Genomic DNA, 25,570 nt, shown 5'->3' with positions numbered 1-25,570 from the left:
CTTGATAGGCGCGAAATCCGGATCGATCGATAGAGCGCAGCTAGTGTTTCTAGCCGCCCGACCTCATGGATTGCGCGCCCTGCAGGACCGCCTTGACGATGTTGTGATAGCCCGTACAGCGGCACAGATTGCCGTCGAGCTGCTCGCGCACTTCCTCTTCGGAGAGATCCGGAGATTGCGCGGCGAGTGCGCTCGCGCTCATCACCATGCCCGGCGTACAGAAACCGCATTGCAGACCGTGGCATTCCTTGAACGCCGCCTGCATGGGATGAAGCTCGCCGTCTTTCGCCATGCCTTCGATAGTCGTCACCGCCATGCCGTCGGCCTGCGCGGCGAGGATGTTGCACGACTTGATCGCGCGCCCTTCGAGATGCACGGTGCACGCGCCGCACTGCGCGGTATCGCAGCCAATGTGCGTGCCGGTGAGCCTGAGTTGTTCGCGTAGAAACTGGACGAGCAGAAGATGCGGTTCGACGTTGGCGGTCACGGGTTTGCCGTTGACCGTCAGGCTGATGCTGAGCGTCATTACTGTCTCCTTTGCGACCCGGCCGGAGCTTTTTTGCTCCATACGCGGGCCTCGTGCAGTTTCTCTGCGACGACTCGAAGCGAAGCTATCCGCTTCTATTCCGGTCACGGCAGACCGACTGCTGTGGGGATGGACCAGCCTTACGCCACTCGCTTGCTTCGCCACTCACGTCAACCACGTCCTGAACCTGCCGACCTGCTGCTGTGAGCGTTTGGCTGGGAAATCGTGTGATGCGCGTTCATGTTTGCAGAGCCGAGTAAAGCACAAATCGGCGAGCGTAGCTATTGGGCTTACTTGCCGGTGGATGCGTTTGCCTGTCTGCGCTCGTTTTCGCTTGCGGCTCTGAAAAGAAAAACGCCGCCCGAAGGCGGCGTTCATGCAACCGGCGCGCAAGACGCCTTACAGCACGTTTTTCGAAGCCTGCGCGCGACCGAGCACCGAATGCCGGCGCGAGTAGACGAAATAAATCGCGAGGCCGATCACGAGCCAAACGACGAACGCGACCCACGTCATCGCCTTGAGATTGAGCATGAGAAACAGGCACGACGCCACCGCGAGAATGGGCACCACCGGCACGCCAGGACAGCGGAACGCGCGCGGCAAGTCCGGATGCGTGCGGCGCAGGATCAGCACGGCGATGGATACCATCGAGAACGCCGCGAGCGTGCCTATGTTGATGAGTTCCGCCAGCACGTTGAGCGGCACGAGCGCGCCGATCAGCCCGAAGAAAATGCCGACGAGCCAAGTGGTAAAGAAAGGCGTCGAATAACGCGGATGAACTTTCGAGAGCCGCGCGGGCAAGAGCCCGTCACGCGACATCGCGTAGATGATGCGCGTCTGGCCGTAGCTCATGACGAGGATCACGGTGAGCATGCCGAGCACCGCGCCTAAGTCGATGAAACCCGCGACCCAGTTTTGTCCGACCACTTGCAGCGCATACGAAACCGGATGCGAAACGCCCGCGAACTGCGCCGACGGCACGATGCCCGTCACGACCGCCGCGACGGCGACATACAGCACCGCGCACACGGCCAGCGACGAAATGATGCCGATCGGCAGATCGCGCTTCGGGTTCTTCACCTCCTCGGCGGCGGACGACACCGAATCGAAACCGATGAACGCGAAGAACATCACCGCCGCCGCGCCGAACACGCCCGACCAGCCATTCGGCATGAACGGATGCCAATTGGCAGGCGTCACATGAAACACGCCCACGGCGATCACCAGCAACACGACGGTCACCTTGATCGCGACCATGATGTTGTTCACGCGCGTGGATTCCTTCACGCCGACCGACAAGAGCGCGGTGATCGCCATCATCACCAGAAATGCAGGCAGGTTGAAATAGGTGACGTGGTCGGGCAACGCGCCGGGCGCGGCGGTCAGTACGGTCGGCAGCGAGATGCCGAAGCCCGACAGTAGCGATTGCAGATAACCCGACCATCCGACTGACACGGCGGAAGTGGCAAGCCCGTATTCGAGCATCAGATCCCAGCCGATGATCCACGCAGCCAGTTCGCCAAGCGTGGCGTACGAATAGGTATAGATGGAACCGGCAACCGGTATAGTCGATGAGAACTCGGCGTAGGCAAGCGCCGCGAAACAGCACGCAATCGCCGCGACAATGAACGAAACCATGAGCGCCGGGCCGGCTTGCACGGCGCCGGTTCCCGTCAGCACGAAAATGCCGGTGCCGATGATGGCGCCAATACCAAGGAAGGTGAGATCGAGCGCGCCCAGAGTCTTCTTGAGCGACGTGCTGTGGGTGGCAGCCAGCATGTGCTCGATGTTTTTCTTGCGGAACAACGACATTGCGGTGAGTCTCCTAAAGGCGCTCAAAGGCACCGTACCTCGGGAAAACCCGATAGTTTAGCGGAGACTGGAAGCATGCCCAAAGAACGAGCATTGGACGCCCTTTCCTTGCGCATTTTTTACAGATCGTTCGTTTTTTATCTTGTTTAAGATAAATTCCGGGACTATTCAGCCCGCTATTGCCGGGTTCATGTCGATGAGGCGATGGCTCATCACATAGAAGGTCAGTTCGGCGTTGTTCGCAAGCTGCATCTTGTCGAGTAAGCGCGCCCGATAAACGCTCACTGTTTTCACCGACAGCGAAAGCGCGTGTGCGATGTCCGTGAGCCGCTTGCCCGAAGCCAGCATGCACAGCGTCTGGAATTCGCGGTCAGAGAGTTGCTCGTGCGGCATGCATTCCGAACCAAGCGAAACGTAGTTCGCAAGCGCTTCCGCCATTTCCGGGCTCACGTACTTTCGGCCCGCCGCGACTTGCTGGATCGCGCCGATCATGAGCGCCGGGTCCGCCGTCTTCGAGAGATAACCCGCCGCGCCGGCCTTGAGCGCGCGCACGGCATATTGATCTTCGCGATGCATCGAAAACATCAGCACTGGCAGACGCGGCATGTCGCGCTTCAGGCGCTTGAGCACGTCGAGACCGTTCACATCGGGAAGCGAAATGTCGAGCATCGCCACGTCGGGCGCGTGGCGCGCGGCGAGTGCGAGCGCCTGCACGCCGGTTCCGGCTTCGATCACCTCCGAGGCCAGCTCGCGCTCGATCAGCAATTGCGCGACGCCACGGCGCACGATGGCGTGGTCGTCGGCGAGCAGGATGCGCAGCGCCATGCGCGGCCTCAGGCGTTGGCCGCGCGCCGAACCGGACGCGGCGGGCATGCCAGCGGAATGCGCGCGTGCACCGCGACGCCGCCCATCTCCGATGCAGCGACGCGCACGCTGCCGCCAAACGCCTCGCATCGCGCACGCATGCCGGGCAGGCCGAAGCGGCCGGTCTTGCGGCGCGCGGCGGGCGTCATGCCGATTCCGTCATCGTCGATGACGAGCGTCACGCCTTGCGCGTCACGCTCGACGCTAACCCGCGCGCGCGTCGCCCGGGCGTGGCGCGCGACATTGGTCAACGCTTCCTGCATCACGCGTAAAAGCGCGACGGCGAGACCGGGCGGGAGATCGTCGAAGCGGGAATCGTCGGGGCAGACGAAATCGACATGAATGGCGGCACGCGCGCCGAAGGTGGCGATCCAGTCGGCAAGTCCGGTGGTGAAACCGGTGTCGAAGGGCGGCGCTTGCAAATCCTCGACGATTCGATGACTCGCTTCGCCCGCTTCCGCGATACAGTCGCGCGCCTGGCGAAGCGCATCGGCGCAAGCGGCGGGGGCATTGGCGGGAAGCCAGTATTGCGCGCGGGATATCGCCAGGTTGGCGGCGGTCAGCACGGCGCCCATCTCGTCGTGCAAGTCCTGCGCGAGTGTGCCGCGCGTGTGCGCTTCGATGGCGGCCAGTTGCGTGGTGAGTTCGTCGATGCGCGCCGCGAGACTGCGCACTCGGTGATCGCTCTTGAGGCGTGCGTCGATCGGCACGGAGACTAGCGAAGCGGACGCGCGCGGCGCCTTGCGTGTTTCAGGCGGAATTCTGGCCGACGAGTTCATTCAATGTCTCCCAAGTGAGCGCAACTAGAGCTACGTCGCCAGAAGACGCATGCGGCGTAACTAAATTTACACTCCGTAACATCGACGACGGACGATATCGTTGCGTCATCCGTCTGAGCGTTGCGGAATCATATCTCAAAATTATCATAAAGCCATATCGGACAAGGCCTTCAGAGGTGAACCTCATGCCGTTTGGCAAACATTGTCACTATTCGCTGACGACCCGGGGTCGTGGCCACAGGCCGCCAATTTGTAACAATACCCCGGCGAATCCGGGCAAAAAAAAACCGGCGCCCGAAAGCACCGGTTTTCTCGACAGGACAAACAGCAGTCGAATCAGCCGACGAAAGCCTTTTCCACCACGTAATGTCCCGGATGATTGTTGCTGCCTTCCTTGAAGCCAAGGCTGTCGAGCAACTCGCGCGTGTCGCGCAGCATGTGCGGGCTGCCGCAAAGCATCACGCGGTCGTTTTCGACCGAGAACGGATCGACCGACAAATCCGCGAACAGCTTCTTCGTTTCGATGAGGTCGGTGATCCGGCCGCGATTCGCGAACTCTTCACGCGTGACGGTCGGGTAGTACACGAGCTTCTCCGACACGATCTCGCCGATATGCTCGTGCGCCGGCAAGTGCTCGGTGATGAAGTCCTTGTACGCGAGTTCATCGACGAAACGGCACGTGTGCGTCAGCACGATCTTGTCGAAGCGGTCGTAGACGTCCGGGTCCTTGATGATCGACATGAAAGGCGCGAGGCCCGTGCCCGTCGAAAGCAGCCACAGCGTTTTGCCCGGCAACAAGTTGTCGGCGACGAGCGTGCCCGTCGGCTTCTTGCCGATCAACACGGGATCGCCCACTTTCAAATGCTGAAGGCGCGACGTCAGGGGGCCGTCCGGCACCTTGATGCTCAAGAATTCGAGATGCTCTTCGTAGTTCGCGCTCGCGAGGCTATAGGCGCGCAAGAGCGGCTTGCCTTCGACTTCGAGGCCCACCATCGTGAACTGACCGTTCTCGAAGCGGAACGACGAATCGCGAGTGCAGGTGAAACTGAAGAGCGTGTCGGTCCAGTGGTGGACGCTCAGAACGGTTTGAGAATTAAGGTTGCTCATGGCTTCTTGGACTGTGCGAGAACGATGATGCGATGACGCGGTGCCGCTCGCCGCCAGCCGAATGCTCTGGCGGGAACGGGCATCGAAAAGACTTTGCCGCGCTTTACTACGCAAAAGGACGATCGTATGGGCCGATGTCGGCGCTTCGGTATCACGCGGCCTGCTAAAGACTTGAGCCGAAGCACGCGCGCAAACCAGACAACCCAGCCGGACAACCCGGCGCAATCGAGCATTTTAACCCGATCGACATTTGCCGTCGTGTCGCGGCCGTGCGGCATAGAGACTGGCTGGACGCGCGTGGACTTTGCGGGACGGCGCGCACCTGGCTGCCCGGCCTGGCGAATGATTGCGAAGAACGGGAGACGCGCGTCGAACACGCCGCAAATCACAGCCAGAAAGCCGCCGAGCCCGCATGATAGCAACGGATTCCGCAATTATCCCAAAATACCCTTCTGACGGTCGGGCCGGGACAACGGCGGGACGACGCGATCAGATGCGTTGATCCGTCGACGGCTTCTCCCACAGATTCACGCCGCCTTCCTGCGCATGCTTGTCGATCTCGGCGAGTTCCTCTGCGCTGAACTCCAGATTCTTCAGCGCGGCGACGTTCTCGACGACCTGTTCCGCGCGGCTCGCGCCGATCAGCACCGAAGTCACACGGCCACCGCGCAACGCCCATGCAAGCGCCATCTGCGCGAGGCTTTGACCGCGACGTTCCGCGAGTTCGTTGAGCTTGCGCACATGCGCCAGATTCTCGTCGCTCAAATGCTCCTGCTTGAGCGATCCGCCGCCCGCCTTGTTCACGCGCGCATCCTGCGGCACGCCGTTCAAATACTTGCTCGTAAGCAAGCCCTGCGCGAGCGGCGTGAACGCGATGCTGCCGGTGCCGAGATCGTCGAGCGTATCGAGCAGTTCGTGTTCGATCCAGCGATTCAGCATGTTGTACGACGGCTGATGGATCAAGAGCGGCACCTTGTGCTCGGCCAGCAAGCGCGCCATTTCGCGCGTCTTCGACGCCGAATACGACGAAATGCCGACATACAGCGCCTTGCCCGAATGAACGGCGGTGGCGAGCGCGCCAGCGGTTTCTTCGAGCGGCGTGTCCGCATCGAAACGATGCGAGTAGAAAATATCGACGTAATCGAGGCCCATGCGCTTCAGGCTTTGATCCAGACTCGCGAGCACATACTTGCGCGAACCGCCGCCGTTGCCGTAAGGTCCCGGCCACATGTCCCAGCCGGCCTTCGACGAAATCAGCAGCTCATCGCGATACGGCCGGAAGTCGTCCTTGAAGATCCGGCCGAAGTTCGTTTCCGCGCTGCCATACGGCGGGCCGTAGTTGTTGGCGAGATCGAAGTGCGTGACGCCGAGATCGAATGCCGTGCGCAGAATTTCGCGTTGCGTCGAGATGGGCGTGGTATCGCCGAAGTTGTGCCACAGACCAAGAGACAACGCAGGAAGTTTCAATCCGCTCTTGCCGCACGTGCGGTATTGCATCTGCGTATAACGCTCGGAAGCTGCTTCGTATGCCATATCGAATTCCCTTTGCGTGCTGGTTGACTGAATCGGTTTCGGGGACTGCGTTCGGGCGTTGTGCGGCACGTGCTCGCCGCTCCGCCGGTCGAGGCCGACAATGTTAAGCCAATCCGCCGCAAGCCGTACGACCCTCGTCCGGACGGCCTACGCGGGAACGTTCTGGTCCGACGCCAGACCAATGCAAATCCCAAATGAAGGAATCTGACCGATGAACTCTATCGATAAGCTGCGCCCTGCCTACGATTCCCTATTAGCCCTTGCCGTGACGTATGGCATCGACTTCCTCATGGCGATCCTGATTCTCGCTGTCGGATGGTGGATTTCGAACTTCGTCGCCAACGCGCTGCGGCGCACGCTCGGGCGCACGCATATCGACGCCACGCTCACGCCGGTGCTCGCCAGCGTGGCGATGTGGGCCATTCGCGTAGTCGCCATCGTGGCCGCGCTCGGCAAGTTCGGCATCGCGGCGGCGAGTATCCTGACCGTGCTCGGCGCGGCCGGACTGGCAATTGGCCTGGCGTTGCAGGGCACGCTGCAGAACATCGCGGCGGGACTGATGCTGTTGTTGCTGCGCCCGTTCCGCGTGGGCGATTACATCGAGGGCGTCGGCACCACGGCGGGAACCGTGAACGAGATCGGTCTCTTCACCACGCGCCTCACCAAGGCCGACGGCATCGTCATGTTCGTGCCGAACAGCACGATCTGGGCGAATCCCATCACCAACTACAGCGCGAACGAACGCCGCCGCGTGGTGCTCAACTTTCAGGTGGCGCACGGTCAGAAGGTCGAACATGTGCTTGAGGAATTGCGCCGGCTCGTGAGCGAAGATCCGCGTATCGTGCAGGAAGCGCCGTCCGCGCCGTGGATCGCGGTAACGGATTACACCGACACCGGCGTCAAGTTCAACGTGGGCGCATGGACGCGCGCAAGCGATCACGCGAGCGTGCAGGCCGAATTGCTGCGCAAGATTCAGCCGCTGACGCGCGAGCAGATCACCTGAAACCGGGACGACTGGACGCGAGCGGGAAGATTGAATAACCTGTCGCGCCTTACCTTCCGCGAGACTGGCCCATGACCCGAGCGATTTCCGTTGCGTTGATTGTCGGCGGCATCGTGCTGCTTTATTTCGGCGGCCAGTCGTTTCATTCGTTGAGTAACGACGTATCGCGCTTTTTCACCGGTTCGCCCACGAACAAGACTATCTGGCTGCTCGCGGGCGGCGTCGTGGCCACGCTCGCGGGAATGATCGGCCTTGCGCTGCCGTCATCCCGCCGATAAAACGCAAAACGCGCTCAGACGAGCGGCACTTCCGGTTTCGCGGCCGACCGCGTGCCTGGCAACGGCACGTTGCTCGCACCGTGATACGTGTAGACGAGCGAGAACTTCACCTTATCGCTGAGGTTTTTGCCCGCCGAGTGCAGCGTATTGCAGTGGAAGAACACGACATCGCCGGGTTCGAGCGCGGGCGAAACCGCCGTGCGGATCAGCGCGGCGTTTTCGGGCAGGTCGGAGCGGAAAAATTTCGCTTCATCGAAGCGGTCGGACGTGAACGGCAGCTTGTGCGAGCCCGGCACGAACCAGAGCGCGCCGTTGTCGACGGTTTCATCGCCGATTGCGAGCCATGTCGAAACCAGATCGTCGCGCTCGAAGCCCCAGTAACGCACGTCGCGATGCCAGCCGGTGAGGCTGCCGTAAGCGGGATGCTTCGTCATTACGCAGTTGTGATGCGCGCGCGAAAGGTACGGCGTTTCGCCGAAGTACAACTCCATCCAGCCGCGAATCTCGGGCGATGTCGCGAACTCGGCAAAGAGCGGATCACGCACGTAGGCGTCAAGCAGACGGCGCACGGTGTGTCCGCCGGGCGCGTCCCGGGAATCGGGCGCGCCGGGGTATTTCAGATCGGCTTCGAATTCGAGCGGCGTCGCCGCCTCCGCCAACTGGCGGCGCGCAACTTCGCGTAACGCTTGGCAGCGCGCATCAGGCACCAGCCCCTTGACGACGACGAAGCCCGTCTCGCGCAATTCGCGCACTTGTTCTGATTTCGATTGAAGCGGATTGTGTTCGGACATTTCAGTTCTTACCTCGACGGCTTCACGTGACTTCATTCAACCATCGCAATACCCGGCATCCGGGCGAATAGCACGATTGTAAATCTCACGCGCGGCTAAAGCCCGTTCGGCCTGCGCTTTAACGGCGCGACCGGCGCTTCGTCCGGCATTCAGCAGGGAAAACGCGGACTTACCGGAGTAATAATGGTCCTGTACATTGCCTGCATCAATTCGGTGCAACTTCCGCAGGCTCGTTGGATCGAATCCGTTGATCGCTATTTTTGAGACGACTATCGTCGAGTTGCCTCCATGCAACCGACTCTTCCCGATATGAACCACCGAATCGCTTCCGGCCTGACCCGAGTTGCCTCACACGCCGCGCGCCCGGCCCGACGCGGCGTGGTTCGCGCACTGCGGCACCATTCCGCGCGCACTCAAGCGCTCGCGGAACAGCTCATGCACGTGCATCCGGTCGTTGGCATTCGCTCGTGGTTTCGCGGCTTCTTCTTCAATCTTCGCGCGCGCACGGCATCGCGCAAGGTGTCGTTGAGAGCGCTGCTGCGCCGTCCGATGCAAGCCCGCGCGCCCGCACTGCCGAAGCCTCAGGCGGCGGCCCACACGAGCCGCCGTCCGCGACGCATTTCCGCTAGCAGCGCGGGTTGGTATGCATTCGCGGCACGCTGAAGGCCCGCACGGCGGGCTTCGATAAAAGCGACGCACAAAAAAACCGGCAAGCGCGATGCTTGCCGGTTTTCGTTTTGCCTGCCGAACCAATACGACGCTTTATGCGACGCTCGCGACCGGTTCCGTGCCCGCGGCTTCCGCGAGCGTGAGAGCCTTGTCGGTGGCTTCCCACGTGAATTCCGGCTCTTCGCGGCCGAAGTGGCCATAAGCTGCCGACTTCTCGTAGATCGGACGCAGCAGATCCAGCATCTGAATGATGCCCTTCGGACGCAGGTCGAAGTGTTCGAGCACGAGCTTCGTGATCTCGGCATCCGACACGCGGCCCGTGCCGAACGTGTTGACCATGACCGAAGTCGGGCGCGCCACGCCAATAGCGTACGACACCTGAATCAGGCAACGCGAGGCCAGGCCCGCTGCCACGATGTTCTTCGCGACATAGCGGCCGGCGTAGGCAGCCGAGCGGTCGACCTTGGACGGGTCCTTACCCGAAAACGCGCCGCCGCCGTGAGGGGCCGCGCCGCCGTAGGTATCCACGATGATCTTGCGGCCCGTCAGACCGCAGTCGCCTTGCGGACCGCCGATGACGAAGCGGCCCGTGGGATTCACCAGGAACTTGATGTCGCCCTTGATGAGATCCGCCGGCAACGTCGGCTTGATGACTTCCTCGATCACGGCTTCGCGCAGGTCCGAAAGATCGATGTCCGGTGCGTGCTGCGTGGAAAGCACGACGGTGTCGATGGAATGCGGACGGCCATCGACATAACGCACGGTGACTTGCGACTTCGCGTCCGGACGCAGCCACGGCAGACGGCCGTCGCGACGCAGGTTCGCCTGACGCTCGACCAGACGATGCGAAAGGTGGATAGGCAGCGGCATGAGTTCGGGCGTTTCGTCGCATGCGTAGCCGAACATCAGGCCCTGGTCGCCCGCGCCTTGATCGAGGTTGTTGTCGTGCGCCTTGTTCACGCCTTGCGCGATATCCGGCGACTGCTTGTCGTAAGCGACGAGCACCGCGCAGCCGCGATAGTCGATACCGTAGTCGGTGTTGTCGTAGCCAATGCGTTTGATGGTGTCGCGCGCAACCTGGATGTAGTCGACATTGGCCGTCGTGGTGATTTCGCCCGCGAGGACGACGAGGCCGGTGTTACAGAGCGTTTCCGCTGCGACGCGCGAGTATTTGTCCTGACTCAGGATTGCGTCGAGGATGGCGTCGGAGATTTGATCGGCGACCTTGTCCGGGTGGCCTTCGGAAACGGATTCGGATGTAAACAGATAGTCGTTCGACACGCTTCAGACTCCAATTAAAGTACGTTGTGGTTTGCTCACGTAGCCGACTTCGTTCGGAGTCTGAAGCGGCGACGCTTTAGCGGATGTCATTAAACTCCAGCCCTTCTCCACAGATTGCATGAAGGCCGGCCGGCTTCGCCCCGCAAGTTGTCCATTAACTCGGCGAAGGTCTTATTATACCGGTTTCCCGTGTTTTTACTGAGCCGAACGCTTGTCCCCATTCGTCCCGAAACAATCTTCTGTCCATAGTTCACCTCCGTCTGTTCGCTGGAGCACCTCATGTTAGGGCGCATTGGCGTGGCGCTCGCCTTCGGCTTCCTCAAGTTTCTGGCGCTCATCCCTTACGGCATCACGGCACGTTTCGGCGACGGACTCGGCTGGCTGCTCTATCAGATCCCGAGCAGACGCAAGCGCATCGTACATACGAACCTCGCGCTCTGCTTTCCGGACTGGTCGCCCGAGCGCCGCGAGGAAGTCGCGCAGCAGCATTTCCGCCACGCCATCCGCAGCTATGTGGAGCGCAGCGTGCAGTGGTTCGGCTCGGCCAAGAAACTCGAAAAACTGATCGAGGTGGACAGCGCCGTCGATCTCTCCGACCCGAACCTGCCGCCCACGCTCTTTCTCGGCCTGCATTTCGTCGGCATCGAGGCGGGATCGATCTTTCTGAACTACTCGCTGCATCGGCAATGCGGGTCGCTGTATCAACCGTTCTCGAATCCGCAGGTCGAGGAAATCGCGAAAGCGCAGCGCGCTCGCTTCGGCGCGGACATGGCGAGCCGTGCGGACAGCGCGCGTATCGTGCTGCGCTGGCTGCGCGACCGCAAACCGGTGATGCTCGGCGCGGACATGGACTACGGCATGCGCAATTCCACCTTCGTGCCGTTCTTCGGCATTCAGGCGTGTACGTTGACGGCCGTCGGCCGGCTGGCGAAAGCGGGCAAGGCGCAAGTGGTGCCGTTCATCGGCGAGGTGCTGCCGAACTACAAGGGATATCGGCTGAAGATTTTCGAGCCGTGGCAGAACTACCCAACTGGCGACGACGAAGCCGACGCGCGCCGCATGAACGAGTTCCTCGAAGAGCAGATTCCGCACATACCGGAGCAGTATTACTGGGTGCACAAGCGTTTCAAAACGCGTCCGCCGGGCGAGCCGGGCTTCTATTGAGCGCGCATGGCGCCGTGGTGGCGCAGATCGTCGCGAAACGTCATGAAACGTGACGGTGAGGCTCACATACAATAGCGCCATGAAACTCAAATTCACCAAGATGCAAGGCGCGGGCAACGACTTCGTCGTGCTCGACGGCTACACGCAGGCGCTCGATCTGAGCGCGCAGCAAGTGCGTGCGCTCGCTGACCGTCATTTCGGCGTGGGCGCGGACCAGTTGCTGCTGGTGGAAAAGCCGACCATCGAGGGCGTCGATTTCAAATACCGCATCTTCAATTGCGACGGCGGCGAGGTCGAACATTGCGGCAACGGCGCGCGCTGCTTCGTGAAGTTCGTGCGCGACCGCAAGCTGACCGACGCCGCCACCGTGCGCGTGCAGGTGCAAAACGGCGTCATCACGCTGACCATGCAAGCCAATGGCGAAGTGACGGTCGACATGAGTACGCCGGTGTTTCATGCGCCCGAAGTGCCTTTCGACGCGCACGGTCTCGAAGGCCGCAACGAAGGCAACGACACGCTCTGGCCGCTCGATCTGAACGGCTACGCGAATGAACCGCGCTGGATTTCCGTCGTCTCGATGGGCAATCCGCACGCCGTGCAGATCGTGGATGACGTAGAAGCGTATCCCGTGCTCGTCGAAGGTCCGCTGATCGAGCGTCACGCGCGCTTTCCGAAGCGCGTCAACGCGGGCTTCATGCAGATCGTCGATCGTCATTCGGTCAAGCTGCGCGTCTACGAACGCGGCGCGGGCGAAACGCTCGCGTGCGGCACGGGTGCGTGCGCGGCGGTGGCGGCAGGCATCCGGCGCGGCGTGCTCGACACGCCGGTGCGCGTCGAGACGCACGGCGGCACGCTCACCATCGGCTGGGACGGCGCACGCGACGAATCCGCGCCGCTTTTCATGGCCGGACCCGCCGCGACGGTTTTCGAAGGCGAGATCGACCTCGACCGCATCGCCGGCTGAGTTTGCATACGCATCGCATCATTACGACCATCGACCATGAATCCACGCGAAGTCGCCGATTATCTGCTCGACAACCCCGATTTCTTCACCGAGCACGCTGAACTGCTCGGCACGATCCGGTTGTCCAATCCGCATGGCAAGTCCGCCGTGTCGCTGCAGGAACGCCAGATGGAAATGCTGCGCGACAAGAACAAGCAACTCGAACGGCGCCTCGCCGAACTGCTGCGCTACGGCCACGAAAACGACAGCATCTCGACGAAGTTCAACCGCTGGACCGTGCGCGTGATCGCGCAGCGCGATCCATACGCGTTGCCCTCGACCATCAGTCGCGGCCTGTGCGAAGTCTTCGACGTTCCGCACGCCGCGCTGCGCGTCTGGGATGTCGACGAAGGGTATCGCCAGGCCGACTTCGCACGTCAGGTCGGCGAGGAAGTGCGCATTTTCGCGAACAGTCTGGAAGTGCCGTATTGCGGCGCGAACAGCGGCTTCGCGGCGGCGCAGTGGCTTGGCGCGCCGAACTCGGCGTCGGCCACGACCGTTGCCGGAGAAGGCGCCGCGCAGCGCAAGATCGAATCGATCTCGCTGATCGCCCTGCGCGATCCGCAAGCCGGTCCGGATGCGCCCACCTTCGGCCTGCTCGTCATGGGCTCGCCCGATCCGCGCCGCTTTCACGACGGCATGGCGACCGACTTCCTCACGCAGATCGGCGCATTGGCCAGCGCGGCTTTGAGCCGTCTGATGCCTTACTGAGATCGCCATGGACGCCGCCGAAGCCATCGCCACGTATCTTTCGATGCTCGAACACGAGCGGCGTCTGTCCGAACACACTTTGCGTGGCTACACGTACGAACTGAGCGAACTGCGCGCGCTCGCCAAAGACCGTCCGCTCGAATCGCTGACCGCGCTCGATATGCGCGGCGCGGTGGTCAGGGCGCATTCGGCGGGGCTGTCGTCGCGCTCCATCGCGCATCGGCTGTCGGCGTGGCGGGCGTTTTATCGATGGTTCGCGCAGCAAGTCGACATGCCCGCGAATCCGGTGGCGACCATTCGCGCGCCCAAGCGCGAGAAGAGCTTGCCGAAGGCGCTTTCCGTCGATGACGCCATGGCGCTCATGGACGCGCCCCAGGCCGGCACAACCGAAGCCGCGCGCGATCACGCGATTCTCGAACTCTTCTACTCGTCCGGCTTGCGACTCGCCGAACTAGTCGGGCTGGACGTGCATTTCGTCGAGACCGCCGAATACCGCTCGCAAGGCTGGCTCAATCTCGCGCACGAGGAAGTGACGGTGCTCGGCAAGGGCAACCGGCGGCGCTCGGTTCCGGTCGGCCGCAAGGCAGTCGATGCCTTGCGCGCGTGGATCGCGGTACGCGGCGAATTCGTCAAGCACGACCCGCACGCGCTCTTCATTTCGGTGCGCGGCAACCGCATGGCGCCCGGCGTGGTGCGCGAGCGCGTGAAGCGCATGGCGCTCCTCGCGGGCATTCCGTCGAACGTACATCCGCACGTGTTGCGGCATTCGTTCGCCACGCATGTTCTGCAATCGAGCGGCGACCTGCGCGCCGTGCAGGAGTTGCTCGGTCACGCGAGCATCACGGCCACGCAGGTCTATACATCGCTGGATTTTCAGCATCTCGCTCGCGTCTACGATTCAGCGCACCCGCGCGCGAAGAAGCGCGATTAACCTGCGGGCGCTTGCATGAGCGCCCGCGCCTGACATTCTCATGCATACCATCACGCTCAAACCGGCGAAGGACAGGTCGCTCGTTCGCCGCCATCCGTGGATCTACGCCAACGCCGTCGCGCGGATCGACGGCAATCCCGCGCCTGGCGCGACCGTCGCCGTGCGCGCGGCCGACGGCCGCTTTCTGGCGCGCGCGTCGTATAGCCCGCATTCGCAGATTCGCGCGCGCGTCTGGTCTTTCGACGAAGCCGAACCGGTCGATCACGCGTTCTTCAAGCGTCGCGTGCAGCGCGCGGTCGCGCATCGGCAGACGATGGTGCGCGATACCGGCGCCACGCGTCTCATTTTCGGTGAAGCGGACGGCTTGCCCGGCTTGATCGTCGATTACTACGTCGCCGACGAAGGCGCGCGCGCGCAACTCGTTTGCCAGTTCATGGCGACGGGCGTCGAAGCTTGGAAAGAGGCGATCGTGCAGGCGCTCATCGACGCCACCGGCTGTCCAAATGTCTACGAACGCTCGGATGTGTCGATTCGCCAGAAGGAAGGGCTCGAGCAAACCACCGGCGTGCTCGCCGGCGACGCGCCGCCCGAGACGCTCATCACGAACGAATGCGGCGTGCGCTATCACGTCGATGTCATGCACGGCCACAAGACAGGCTTCTATGTCGATCAGCGCGACAACCGCGTGCTGGTTCAGCAAAACGCGGAAGGCCGCGAAGTGCTCAACTGCTTTTGCTACACGGGCGGCTTTTCGCTCGCGGCGCTCAAGGGCGGCGCCACGCGCGTGGTGTCCGTCGATTCATCCGGCGACGCGCTCGCCCTGGCGCGCGCCAACGTCACGGCAAACGGCTTCGACGCCGAACGCGCCGAATGGCTCGACGCCGACGCGTTCAAGACCTTGCGCCGTCTTTACGACGAAGGCCGGCGCTTCGACCTGATCGTGCTCGATCCGCCGAAGTTCGCGCCGTCGAAGGAGAGCGTCGAGCGCGCCGCGCGCGCTTACAAGGACATCAACCTCAGCGGTTTCAAGCTGCTACGTCCGGGCGGGCTGCTCTTCACGTATTCGTGTTCCGGCGCGATCGATTCGGACCTCTTCCAGAAGATCGTCGCGGGCGCGGCGTCGGACGCGCGTGTCGATGCGCGCATCCTCAAGCGGCTCGGCGCGGGCGTCGATCACCCTTTGCTGACGGCTTTTCCCGAAGGCGAATACCTGAAAGGGCTGCTGTTGCAAATCGCGTGAGCGCCCTTATCTAGCGGCCACGTAACCGGGTCGCACGGAGCACCGGTTCGGCAAATATGTTTCAATATTCGACTCATTGCGCCTGCCGCGGCCCGCGCAATCCCCGAACACAGACAAGGACACAGGCGACACCATGATTCCCGTAACCATCCTGACCGGCTTTCTGGGTAGCGGCAAAACCACGCTGCTCAAGCGCATTTTGAACGAGCAGCACGGCATGAAGATCGCCGTGATCGAGAACGAGTTCGGCGAAGAGAACATCGACAACGAAATCCTCGTGCAGGAAACGAACGAGCAGATCATCCAGATGAGCAACGGCTGCATCTGCTGCACGATTCGCGGCGATCTGGCGCGTGCGCTGGAAGACCTCGCTAACCGCAAGAAGGCGGGGACGCTCGATTTCGACCGCGTGGTGATCGAAACGACGGGTCTCGCGAATCCGGGCCCCGTGGCGCAGACGTTTTTCATGGACAACACGGTCGCCGACGAATTCCTGCTCGACGCGATCATCACCCTCGTCGATGCAAAGCACGCGAACGCGCAGCTCGACCAGCACGAAGTGGTGCAGCGGCAGGTCGGTTTCGCAGACCGCCTGTTCATCACCAAGTCCGATCTCGTCGATGCCGCCGCGCTCGAAGCGCTCAAGCATCGCCTGCTGCACATGAACCCGCGCGCGGCCATTCGCGTCGTCAATTTCGGCGATGCGGACATCAAGGAAATCTTCGACCTGCGCGGCTTCAATCTGAATTCGAAGCTCGAGATCGACCCGGATTTCCTCGCGGAAGACGACCACGAACACGATCACGGCCATGACCACGCGCACGATCACGGCGACGACCACGATCACGCCACGTGCGGTCACGATCATAGCCACGACCATGAGCATCATCATCACCATCACGCGCATCACGACGACAAGATCAAGTCGTTCGTGTATCGCAGCGACAAGCCGTTCGATCCGAACCGCCTCGAAGACTTCCTGGGCGGCATCCTGCAGATCTACGGCGAGCGTCTGTTGCGCTACAAGGGCGTGCTCTATATGAAGGGCGTGGATCGCAAGGTCGTGTTCCAGGGCGTGCATCAGATGATGGGCAGCGACCTCGCCAGCAAGTGGATGCCGATCGAGAAGAAGAACAGCAAGATGGTGTTCATCGGTATCGAGTTGCCGAAGGATCTGATTTTCGACGGCCTCGACGCCTGCCTCGTCAAATAGATTGGCATGCATATCGCTTAATAGGCGCGGTTCCCGTCTTCCGGAAGCGTGCGCGAAAAGCTGGAAACGCCGCCGCGGCCTATCGCGCGCGGCGTTTTTCGTAGCGTGACTTTCGTGCGGCGTGTGTAGTCGCGACCACGAAGCAGCATCGCTTTTTGTACGTCCACGCGTTATATTTTTGAAATTCCGACATAAATTGACAGGGTTTTCTCGTTGTCGTCGGAAATTGCGGTTCAGTTACAATACAGCCCCACTGGAGAAGGGCAAATCCGTTTGGCGCATGGCTTGAAGTCACATCTGAGCCTTACGCTGTCGGATGTCAGGAGAAGGGATGGCCTGTTTTGCGTTATCTCGATTTAGCGGGGGAAGGCGAATCGAAACAACGCAGGAAGGCCCGGAACGCGGACATGCGAAAAAATGCCCCGCGTACCGGATACATCCGTAATCGGTTTCCAGAGGAGTTCGGCCCCGCATCGACGTGTCGCGTGATGCCATGACGCTGCATGCGGGTAATGTAGTCGGGGCGTTGCGGAAGACTTCGCCTTACATTGAAGAAGCAAGCAGATGACAACGAAACTCTTGACCGAAGCCGAAATCCTGAAGATGAGCGAGAAGGACTACATGAACGAGGAACAGCTCGCCTTCTTCAAGAACCGGCTCGAACAGTTGCAAGCCGACATTCTCAAGAATGCCGGACAGACGACCGAGAACCTGCGGGAAACGGTGATCGTGCCGGACCCGGCGGATCGCGCGACCATCGAGGAAGAGCATGCACTGGAACTGCGCACGCGTGACCGCGAACGCAAGCTCCTGAAGAAAGTGCAGCAGTCGCTCGCGCGCATCGAGTCCGGCGATTACGGCTGGTGCGAGGAAACCGGCGAGCCGATCGGCATTCCGCGTCTCATCGCGCGCCCGACCGCCACGCTCTCGCTCGAGGCACAGGAACGCCGCGAACTGCGTCAGAAGCTGTTCGGCGACTGAAGCGCGTCTCTCTCGGCGAACGTCGCGGGGCCGCCCGCCACGGGGAAGACGCCGCCGCGAAATTCGCGTGTTCGAACGCTCCGGTACACGCAAGGCACACGCATCCGCGTGTGCCTTTTTGTTTGCGCGGCGCGTCCTGCGCATCGCGTGTCTTGATAAATTCCCCATCGCCCTAAAATGAATCCGACGCGCCCGTTCACGACGACGGCGCGTGCGCGGCGCCGGACGCTCGTCTTTTCGAGTCGGGCGGAACCCCGCGCCGTGCACTCCATCGAATTCTCGACTGCGTGGCGGTTCTTTAGATCGAGCCGCCCGCGTCCTTCGTTTTCTCAAGGAACGCACATGGAACAATTTCACGGCACGACCATCGTCTCCGTGCGAAGCGGCGGCAAAGTCGCGTTGGGCGGCGATGGTCAGGTGACGCTCGGCAATATCGTCATGAAAGGCGGCGCGAAGAAAGTGCGCCGTATCTATGGCGGCAAGGTGCTGGTCGGCTTCGCCGGCGGCACGGCCGACGCGTTCTCGCTGCTCGACCGCTTCGAAGCGAAGCTGGAAAAGCATCAGGGCAATCTCACGCGCGCAGCCGTCGAACTCGCCAAGGACTGGCGCACCGACCGCATGCTGCGACGTCTCGAAGCCATGCTGATTGCCGCCGACGCGCAAGCCACGCTCGTCATCACCGGCAACGGCGACGTGCTCGATCCCGAAAACGGCATCTGCGCCATTGGCTCGGGCGGCGCGTACGCACAAGCCGCGGCACAGGCGCTCGCCGAAAACACCGAACTCTCTCCGCGCGAAATCGTCGAGAAGGCGCTGACCATCGCCGGCGACATGTGCATCTACACCAATCACAATCGCGTCATCGAGACGATCGAGTAAGCGCACGCGCGCAAAGGACCAACGATGACCACCATGACTCCCGCCGAAATCGTCTCGGAACTCGACAAACACATCATCGGCCAGGGCCGCGCGAAGAAAGCGGTCGCGGTCGCGCTGCGCAATCGCTGGCGCCGTCAGCAAGTCGCCGAGCCGCTGCGTCAGGAAATCACGCCGAAGAACATTTTGATGATCGGGCCGACGGGCGTCGGCAAGACCGAGATCGCGCGACGTCTCGCGAAGCTCGCGGACGCGCCGTTCATCAAGATCGAAGCGACCAAGTTCACCGAAGTGGGCTACGTCGGCCGCGACGTGGACAGCATCGTGCGCGATCTGATCGAGATTTCGGTGAAGCAGACGCGCGAATCCGAGATGAAGAAAGTCCGCACGAAGGCCGAGGATCGCGCCGAAGACCGCATCCTCGATATTCTGCTGCCGAGCGCGCGGCCGGTTGGCTTCGGCGCGTCGAGCGCGGCGGAATCGGCCGAGGACAGCAACAACGTCACGCGTCAGACCTTCCGCAAACGGCTGCGTGAAGGCGCGCTCGACGACAAGGAAATCGAACTCGATGTCGAACAGCCGCAAGTCGGCATGGACATCATGGGTCCGCCGGGCATGGAAGACATGACCGAGCAAATTCGTTCGATGTTCGCGAACATCGGCGGCGGCAAGAAGACGCGCCGCAAGGTGAAGGTGAAGGAAGCGCTCAAGCTGCTCACCGACGAGGAAGCCGGCAAGATGCTCAACGACGAAGAGGTCAAGAGCCGCGCGGTGCAGAACGTCGAGCAAAACGGCATCGTGTTTCTGGACGAGATCGACAAGATCGCGTCGCGCAGCGAAACCGGCGGCGCGGAAGTGTCGCGCGCAGGCGTGCAGCGCGATCTGCTGCCGCTCGTCGAAGGCACGACCATCAACACGAAATACGGGATGATCAAGACAGATCACATTCTGTTTATCGCGAGTGGCGCGTTCCATCTGGCCAAGCCGAGCGATCTGATTCCCGAGCTGCAAGGGCGTTTTCCCATTCGCGTCGAGCTGGATTCGTTGTCCGTGCAGGACTTCGAGTCGATCCTGAATTCCACCGATGCAAGTCTCGTCAAGCAATACAAGGCGCTGCTCGCGACCGAAGGCGTGGAACTCGATTTCGCCGATGACGGCATCCGGCGTCTCGCCGAAGTCGCGTTCTCGGTGAACGAGAAGACGGAGAACATCGGCGCGCGGCGGCTTTACACGGTGATCGAAAAGTTGCTGGAGGAAGTGTCGTTCGCGGCGGGGAACCACGCGGGCACGCCGGTGCAAATCGACGCGGCGTATGTGGATCGCGCACTGAACGACGTGGCGCAGGATGAGGATCTTTCTCGCTACGTGCTGTGATGTAACTCGGTGAAAACGAACCGGGCTAGCTTCAGACGCCCGGTTTTTTTACGCCCGAAAGCCACGCGGCGCGCGGCATCGCCAAAAACGACAGACGAAAAAAAGCCCGCCTAGTTGGCGGGCTGAATCCATATCAGGAGGAGACATGGAGGAGACAGTTCCAATACTACACAGCCACTTGATGCGACGCAATAGTTTTTTTAGTAAAAACCCCTATGGCGCCGAAGTGTGGCATCTGTGCGTCACAATTCTGAAATTGCTGGACGCGGCGCGCGATGACAGCGCAAGAAACGGCGCGTAACCTTTCTCACAGGGCCTTACAGTGGATTCACGCCCTTCCACTGGAGCAGCCATGAACATCGCGGAAACCTTTCATATCGTCCCTGATTTCGATACCGACGCCGGCCGCTGGCAAGCCGTGGTCGATCGCGACGCGCGCGCTGACGGCGCATTTTTCTTCGCTGTGCGCACCACGGGCGTGTTCTGCCGTCCGTCGTGCGCGTCGCGGGCGCCGCGACGCGAAAACGTCGAATTCTTCCAGACGACGGATGCCGCCGCCGAAGCGGGTTATCGGCCATGCAAGCGTTGCCAGCCGACCGGCCTGCCGCGCGAACTCGCGATTGTCGAGCGCGCGTGCAAGGTACTCGACGCCGATCCGCAGCGGCGCCTGACGCTCGCGCAACTGAGCGACGCCGTGCACGTCAGCCCGTTTCATTTGCAGCGCTTGTTTTCGCGCATCGTCGGCGTATCGCCGCGGCAGTATCAGGCGGCGAGGCGCGCAGGCGTGCTGCGTGAAGCCTTGCAGCACGGCCGGGATGTCACCCGCGCGACCAACGACGCCGGTTTCGGCTCGCCTTCGCGTCTGTACGACGCCGTTCCCGCCGAACTCGGCATGACGCCATCGGCCTACAAGCGCCGTGGCGCGGGCTCGACCGTGCGCTATACGACGGCCGACACGCCGCTCGGCGTCGTGTTGGTCGCGGCAACCGACAAGGGCATCTGCAAGATCGCTTTCGGCGACGATGGCCGCGCACTCATCGATCAATTGGCGGTGGAATTCGCCATGGCCGAGCGGATCGAGGATGCCACGCGACTGGAGCCGTTCGTCGCGCAAGTTCTGGCCTACGTGCAGGGCACGCGCGAACGTTTCGATTTGCCGCTCGACATCGGCGCCACGGCGTTTCAAGGGCGCGTCTGGGAAGCGTTGCGCAACATTCCCTACGGGCAGACGCGCACCTATTCCGAGATCGCCGAAGCGCTCGGCGCCCCGCGCGCGGTGCGGGCGGTGGCGAACGCGTGCGCGTCGAATCCGGTGGCGCTCGCGATTCCCTGCCATCGCGTGATTGGCAAGGACGGCGCGATCACGGGGTATCGCTGGGGCGTGACGCGCAAGGAGGCCCTGCTCAATACCGAACGCGCGCAAAGGGACGCGAAGTCCTGAGCGCAGCCCTCGCAAACCCCGGAAATCCCCGCAAACGCCCGCCGCCATTGGGCCCAAGCACGTCGAACACCGAGATGTTAAAGTGCCCGCTACCCGAAAATAAGACCGGGCGCGAAACACCTGCGCTCCTCGCTCAACGGCTTCAATGGCAAACCAGCAATCCGCTCACCCCAAGGCCGGCGCCTATCAGCGCCGGCTCGCCGCGCTCGCGTCCGGACCGCACGCCAACGCGTTGCGTCAAGGCTTGCGCGGCATCGAGAAAGAAAGCCTGCGCGTGACGCCCGAAGGCAAGCTCGCGACGACGCCGCATCCGCGTTCGTTCGGCTCGGCGCTGACGCATCCGCTCATCACGACCGACTATTCGGAAGCGCTCGTCGAACTCATCACGCCAGCGGAAACGGATATCACGCTGACGCTCGATCGTCTCGATCTGCTGCATCGTTTCGCCTACGCGCATCTCGGCGACGAGTTGCTGTGGAACGATTCGATGCCCTGTTCGCTGCCGCCGGAAGACGACATTCCGCTCGGGTTTTACGGCACGTCGAACATCGGTACGCTCAAGCACGTGTACCGGCGCGGGCTGGCGCTGCGCTACGGCCGCACGATGCAATGTATCGCGGGCATCCACTACAACTATTCGCTCGACGAAAACGTCTGGCGCGCGTGGCAAGCGCTCGATCCGTCGAGCACGCTCTCGGCGAAAGACTTCCAGTCGGAGCGTTATTTCGCGCTCATCCGCAATTTCAGGCGCACGAACTGGCTGCTGATGTATTTGTTCGGCGCATCGCCCGTGCTGAACCGGCGCTTTATCGAAGGCAAGGCACATAGCCTGGAAGCGCTCGACGCGGACACGTTCTATCTGCCGCACGCCACCAGTCTGCGCATGAGCGATCTCGGCTACACGAACAATCCCGCGCAGGCGGATTTGCTGCCGAGTTACGACAATCTCGCCGCGTATGTCGACGTGCTCGCGAACGCCGTGAGCCAGCCATATGCGCTTTATCAGGCCATCGGCACGCAGCGTAACGGCGAGTGGGTGCAGATCAACACCAACGTATTGCAGATCGAAAACGAGTTCTACTCGACCATTCGGCCTAAGCGCGTCACGCGTTCGGGCGAGCGTCCGCTGCATGCGCTGGCCGATCGAGGCGTGCAGTACATCGAAGTGCGATGTCTGGATATCGATCCGTTCGAGCCGACCGGCATTTCCCTCGTCACTTCGCGCTTTCTCGACGCCTATCTGCTTTACTGCGCGCTCGAAGACAGCCCGTTGCTCTCGCGCGAAGCGAATCTCGAAGCGAACGGCAACTTCACCAAGGTATCGAAGGAAGGACGCAGGCCAGGACTGACGCTCACGCGCGACGGCGCGTCCGTGTCGATGCAGCAATGGGCCGAGGAATTGTTCGACGCCATTGCGCCGGTTGCGAAGATTCTCGATCAACTCGACGGCACGAACGACACCACACGCGTGCTCGAAGCACTGCGGCCGCGCATTCGCGATGCATCGCTGACGCCTTCGGCACGCGTGCTTCAGACGATGCGCGACAAGCAGCAATCGTTCGATGCCTTCGCGCTCGAATTGAGCCGCCAGCATGCGGAGTTCTTCCGCGAGCGTCCGCTTTCGCCCGAAGAAGCAGGCGAGATGGCCGCGCTTGCCGCGAAGTCGCTGGAAGAGCAAGCCGAGATCGAACGCAATCAAACCGAAACGTTCGACGAATTCGTCACCGCGTATCGCGACTACAAGGCGGGCGCGCGCTGAACCGGCGCGTAGTTTTACCTTGCCCGCGCCGCGTGCGCGCGGCAAGCGTTACGCGTGTTTGAAACAACCCGAAACGCGCAGACACGCCGCCCGGCGGGATCAGTCAAAATGATCAAGGACTTATCGACTAGCGGGGATGCAATGAGCACCAAATTACTGAAGGCCGCATCGGCGACGGCAGCGCTGGTTCTGCTCGCGAGCTGCACGAGCGAAGGCCAGGTCAGCAGTCAGACGATGGAGCAGGCCACCGCGCCGCTCACCTGCATGAGCAAGCTGGAATGCGACGCCTGGTGGGCGCGCGCGCAAGTCTGGGTGACGAATCATTCGGAGTACAAGCTTCAGGCGATCACGGATTCGATCATCCAGACGGCAGGACCGTCGAGCGGCAAGCGCGCGCTTGCTTATCAGATCACCAAGACGCCGAGCAACGAAGGCACGGCCACGATCGGTTTCGCCGCGCATTGCGACAGTCCGCTCGGCTGCCAACCGGGTCCGTGGCAGGCGGGCGCCGATTTCAAGCAGTTCGTGCGCAATGGCGCGACGCGCCCCGTTAGCGCAACGCCGCAAGCCGTGCAGACGAATCCGCAGCCTGTGCCGCTCAACCTCGACAGCCAGCCGGGCCAGTCGGGCGAACCGCTCACGCCGCAATAGGCGTCAGTGTCCCGTCGTCGCCGACGCGCCTTTCCTCGGGCGCGTCAGCCAGACCATCGCGGCGAGCACGAGAAACGCATAGAAGGAAATGCGGAAGAAGTCGTTGGTCGACATCATGTACGCCTGCGCCGACACCACGCGGTCCAGTTGCGCCGTCAGTGCCTGCCCTGAAAGCCCCAGTCCCGAGAGAAGGTCCGAATAAGCGGTCGTGCCCTGGGAATAGGCGCTCACCGACTCCGTGAGCACGGAATGATGGCGGATCATGTCGTTCTCCCAGAAGGTCGTGCTGACCGCCGTGCCTATCGCGCCCGACAAGGTCCGCAGAAAATTTGAGAGCCCCGCCGCGCCCGCGAGCCGTTCGTCGGAGACGCTCGATAGCGTGATGGTCGTCATCGGTACGAAGAAGCACGCGACGCCAATGCCCTGAATCAGACGAGGAAAGATGATGTGGCTAAAGGGCGTATCGAGCGTGAAGGTCGAGTTCCAGTACGACACGAACGCAAACACGATAAACGCGAAGCTCGCGACCACGCGCAGATTCATGCGATGCATGTTTTGCCCGATCATCGGCGAGAGCACGAGCGCGAGTATGCCGACCGGCGCGGTTGCAAGACCCGCGAGCCACGGCGTATAGCCGAGCACGGTTTGCAGCCACAGCGGCAACACCACGACCGAGCCGAAGAACGCGAGAAAGCCCAGCGAAGTGATCATCACGCCCATTGCGAAATTGCGGTCGCGGAACAGCGACAGGTCGATCACCGGTTCTTTTTCCGTCACTTCCCACGCGAACATGAACGCGAGCGATACCGCCGCGACGATTGCCAGCGTGACGATGAACGTCGAGTTGAACCAGTCGCGGTCCTTGCCGAGATCGAGCATCATCTGCAGGCTCGCGACGCCGATCACGAGCAAACTGAGCCCGACGGCGTCGATGCGCTGTCGCGTCGTCTTGGTCTCATGTCCGCGCAGGAGAAAGTACGCAATCGCCGCCGAAAAGATGCCGATCGGCACATTGATATAGAAGATCCACGGCCACGTGTAGTTGTCGGTGATGTAGCCGCCCATCACGGGACCGAAGATTGGCGCGACGATGACAGTCATTGCCCACAAACCGAGCGCGAGTCCGCGTTTTTCCGGCGGATAGCTGCGCATGAGAATGGTTTGCGACAGCGGCACCATGGGGCCGGATACGAGGCCTTGCAGCAGCCGGAAACCGATGAGCGATTCGAAGTTATGCGCGAAGCCGCAAAGCGCCGACGCCACGGAAAACAACAGCACGGAGATAGTGAACAGTTTCACTTCGCCGACGCGGCGCGCGAGCCAGCCGGTGAGCGGCACGGCGATCGCGGATGCAACCGAGTACGAGGAAATTACCCACGTGCCTTCGCTCGTCGCGACGCCCAGACTTCCTGAAATGGTCGGCACGGCGACATTGGCGATGGATGTGTCGAGCACTTCCATGAAGGTGCCGAGCGCCAAGCCCATTGTCAGCAAGGCGAGGATGCCGCCCGTGAGCGGACGCGGCGCGGGCGTGGCGGGTTCGGCAGTCGCGGTCGTCGACATATCTTTTCTCTTATGCGTTC

At 62.0% G+C, this 25,570-nt stretch carries 24 protein-coding genes; 15 read left to right on the top strand and 9 right to left on the bottom strand.

All coding sequences use genetic code 11. From position 1 onward, the window contains the following. Nucleotides 1-49: 49 nt before the first annotated feature. The 6 genes from NCR40_RS13710 to mgrA form a co-directional block, all read right to left on the bottom strand. On the bottom strand, nucleotides 50-526 hold the full coding sequence (locus NCR40_RS13710) for a (2Fe-2S)-binding protein (RefSeq protein WP_244826675.1): 477 nt from the start codon (nucleotides 524-526) through the stop codon (nucleotides 50-52). A gap of 399 nt (nucleotides 527-925) precedes the next feature. Continuing rightward, nucleotides 926-2,338 (bottom strand): branched-chain amino acid transporter BcaP, encoded by a 1,413-nt coding sequence (bcaP, locus tag NCR40_RS13705; protein WP_250466256.1) that lies wholly within the window; start codon nucleotides 2,336-2,338, stop codon nucleotides 926-928. Between the two features lie 168 nt (nucleotides 2,339-2,506). Next, the gene (locus NCR40_RS13700; RefSeq protein ID WP_250509702.1) at nucleotides 2,507-3,163 is read right to left on the bottom strand and encodes a response regulator; all 657 of its coding nucleotides are present in this window, start codon (nucleotides 3,161-3,163) and stop codon (nucleotides 2,507-2,509) included. Between the two features lie 8 nt (nucleotides 3,164-3,171). Next, entirely contained in the window at nucleotides 3,172-3,981 is an 810-nt protein-coding gene (locus tag NCR40_RS13695; RefSeq protein WP_250509701.1) for a sensor histidine kinase, read from the bottom strand. A 336-nt stretch (nucleotides 3,982-4,317) separates the two neighbouring features. Further along, on the bottom strand, nucleotides 4,318-5,088 hold the full coding sequence (locus tag NCR40_RS13690; protein WP_244826671.1) for a ferredoxin--NADP reductase: 771 nt from the start codon (nucleotides 5,086-5,088) through the stop codon (nucleotides 4,318-4,320). Between the two features lie 489 nt (nucleotides 5,089-5,577). Further along, entirely contained in the window at nucleotides 5,578-6,621 is a 1,044-nt protein-coding gene (gene mgrA / locus NCR40_RS13685) for an L-glyceraldehyde 3-phosphate reductase (RefSeq protein WP_244826670.1), read from the bottom strand. Nucleotides 6,622-6,832: 211 nt separating this feature from the next. On the opposite strand from mgrA, the gene NCR40_RS13680 reads away from it, so the two are divergent. Beyond that, nucleotides 6,833-7,624 carry a mechanosensitive ion channel family protein gene (locus NCR40_RS13680; RefSeq protein ID WP_244826669.1) on the top strand — a complete coding sequence of 264 codons (792 nt, stop codon included), beginning with the start codon at nucleotides 6,833-6,835 and terminating at the stop codon, nucleotides 7,622-7,624. A 71-nt stretch (nucleotides 7,625-7,695) separates the two neighbouring features. Further along, nucleotides 7,696-7,902 (top strand): DUF3185 family protein, encoded by a 207-nt coding sequence (locus NCR40_RS13675; protein ID WP_244826668.1) that lies wholly within the window; start codon nucleotides 7,696-7,698, stop codon nucleotides 7,900-7,902. Nucleotides 7,903-7,916: 14 nt separating this feature from the next. Here NCR40_RS13675 and NCR40_RS13670 read toward each other — a convergent pair whose 3' ends face one another. Next, the gene (locus NCR40_RS13670) at nucleotides 7,917-8,693 is read right to left on the bottom strand and encodes a phytanoyl-CoA dioxygenase family protein (protein ID WP_250466251.1); all 777 of its coding nucleotides are present in this window, start codon (nucleotides 8,691-8,693) and stop codon (nucleotides 7,917-7,919) included. A gap of 309 nt (nucleotides 8,694-9,002) precedes the next feature. Here NCR40_RS13670 and NCR40_RS13665 point away from each other — a divergent pair, with 309 nt between their 5' ends. Next, nucleotides 9,003-9,356 carry a hypothetical protein gene (locus tag NCR40_RS13665; protein ID WP_244826666.1) on the top strand — a complete coding sequence of 118 codons (354 nt, stop codon included), beginning with the start codon at nucleotides 9,003-9,005 and terminating at the stop codon, nucleotides 9,354-9,356. Nucleotides 9,357-9,455: 99 nt separating this feature from the next. Here the strand turns inward: NCR40_RS13665 and metK are convergent, their stop codons facing one another. After that, entirely contained in the window at nucleotides 9,456-10,643 is a 1,188-nt protein-coding gene (metK, locus tag NCR40_RS13660) for a methionine adenosyltransferase (RefSeq protein WP_244826665.1), read from the bottom strand. A 279-nt stretch (nucleotides 10,644-10,922) separates the two neighbouring features. Here metK and NCR40_RS13655 point away from each other — a divergent pair, with 279 nt between their 5' ends. From NCR40_RS13655 to NCR40_RS13600, 12 genes are all read left to right on the top strand, one after another. Further along, the gene (locus tag NCR40_RS13655) at nucleotides 10,923-11,807 is read left to right on the top strand and encodes a lipid A biosynthesis lauroyl acyltransferase (RefSeq protein ID WP_244826664.1); all 885 of its coding nucleotides are present in this window, start codon (nucleotides 10,923-10,925) and stop codon (nucleotides 11,805-11,807) included. A gap of 79 nt (nucleotides 11,808-11,886) precedes the next feature. Then, complete coding sequence (gene dapF, locus NCR40_RS13650) at nucleotides 11,887-12,771, top strand: diaminopimelate epimerase (protein ID WP_250466247.1); 885 nt, start codon at nucleotides 11,887-11,889, stop codon at nucleotides 12,769-12,771. A gap of 36 nt (nucleotides 12,772-12,807) precedes the next feature. Next, a complete protein-coding gene (locus NCR40_RS13645; RefSeq protein WP_250509700.1) occupies nucleotides 12,808-13,521 on the top strand; it encodes a DUF484 family protein in 714 nt (237 codons plus the stop codon). Nucleotides 13,522-13,528: 7 nt separating this feature from the next. Beyond that, nucleotides 13,529-14,452, top strand: coding sequence for a tyrosine recombinase XerC (gene xerC, locus NCR40_RS13640; RefSeq protein WP_250509699.1), 924 nt, complete (start codon nucleotides 13,529-13,531; stop codon nucleotides 14,450-14,452). A 40-nt stretch (nucleotides 14,453-14,492) separates the two neighbouring features. Beyond that, entirely contained in the window at nucleotides 14,493-15,692 is a 1,200-nt protein-coding gene (locus NCR40_RS13635; RefSeq protein WP_250509698.1) for a class I SAM-dependent rRNA methyltransferase, read from the top strand. Between the two features lie 133 nt (nucleotides 15,693-15,825). Further along, nucleotides 15,826-16,905 carry a CobW family GTP-binding protein gene (locus NCR40_RS13630; RefSeq protein ID WP_250509697.1) on the top strand — a complete coding sequence of 360 codons (1,080 nt, stop codon included), beginning with the start codon at nucleotides 15,826-15,828 and terminating at the stop codon, nucleotides 16,903-16,905. Nucleotides 16,906-17,469: 564 nt separating this feature from the next. After that, nucleotides 17,470-17,886 carry an RNA polymerase-binding protein DksA gene (dksA, locus tag NCR40_RS13625; protein WP_035962045.1) on the top strand — a complete coding sequence of 139 codons (417 nt, stop codon included), beginning with the start codon at nucleotides 17,470-17,472 and terminating at the stop codon, nucleotides 17,884-17,886. Between the two features lie 342 nt (nucleotides 17,887-18,228). Next, nucleotides 18,229-18,765, top strand: a complete 537-nt coding sequence (hslV, locus tag NCR40_RS13620; RefSeq protein WP_244826658.1) for an ATP-dependent protease subunit HslV — start codon at nucleotides 18,229-18,231, stop codon at nucleotides 18,763-18,765. 24 nt (nucleotides 18,766-18,789) lie between these two features. Continuing rightward, on the top strand, nucleotides 18,790-20,136 hold the full coding sequence (hslU, locus tag NCR40_RS13615; protein ID WP_250509696.1) for an ATP-dependent protease ATPase subunit HslU: 1,347 nt from the start codon (nucleotides 18,790-18,792) through the stop codon (nucleotides 20,134-20,136). Between the two features lie 352 nt (nucleotides 20,137-20,488). Continuing rightward, nucleotides 20,489-21,577, top strand: coding sequence for a bifunctional DNA-binding transcriptional regulator/O6-methylguanine-DNA methyltransferase Ada (ada, locus tag NCR40_RS13610; protein ID WP_250509695.1), 1,089 nt, complete (start codon nucleotides 20,489-20,491; stop codon nucleotides 21,575-21,577). Between the two features lie 145 nt (nucleotides 21,578-21,722). Beyond that, nucleotides 21,723-23,336: a glutamate--cysteine ligase gene (gene gshA / locus NCR40_RS13605; protein ID WP_250509694.1), complete on the top strand. Its 1,614-nt coding sequence runs from the start codon at nucleotides 21,723-21,725 to the stop codon at nucleotides 23,334-23,336. A 141-nt stretch (nucleotides 23,337-23,477) separates the two neighbouring features. Beyond that, a complete protein-coding gene (locus NCR40_RS13600; RefSeq protein ID WP_244826654.1) occupies nucleotides 23,478-23,987 on the top strand; it encodes a hypothetical protein in 510 nt (169 codons plus the stop codon). A 3-nt stretch (nucleotides 23,988-23,990) separates the two neighbouring features. On the opposite strand, the gene NCR40_RS13595 is transcribed toward NCR40_RS13600, so the two are convergent. After that, nucleotides 23,991-25,550 carry a DHA2 family efflux MFS transporter permease subunit gene (locus NCR40_RS13595; protein ID WP_250466235.1) on the bottom strand — a complete coding sequence of 520 codons (1,560 nt, stop codon included), beginning with the start codon at nucleotides 25,548-25,550 and terminating at the stop codon, nucleotides 23,991-23,993. Between the last annotated feature and the right edge of the window lie 20 nt (nucleotides 25,551-25,570).

The sequence above is a fragment of the Caballeronia sp. GACF4 genome, assembly GCF_023631025.1.
Classification (GTDB): Bacteria; Pseudomonadota; Gammaproteobacteria; order Burkholderiales; family Burkholderiaceae; genus Caballeronia.
Note: the sequence above shows the minus strand (reverse complement) of the source record. Positions and strands in the feature narration are given on the sequence as shown.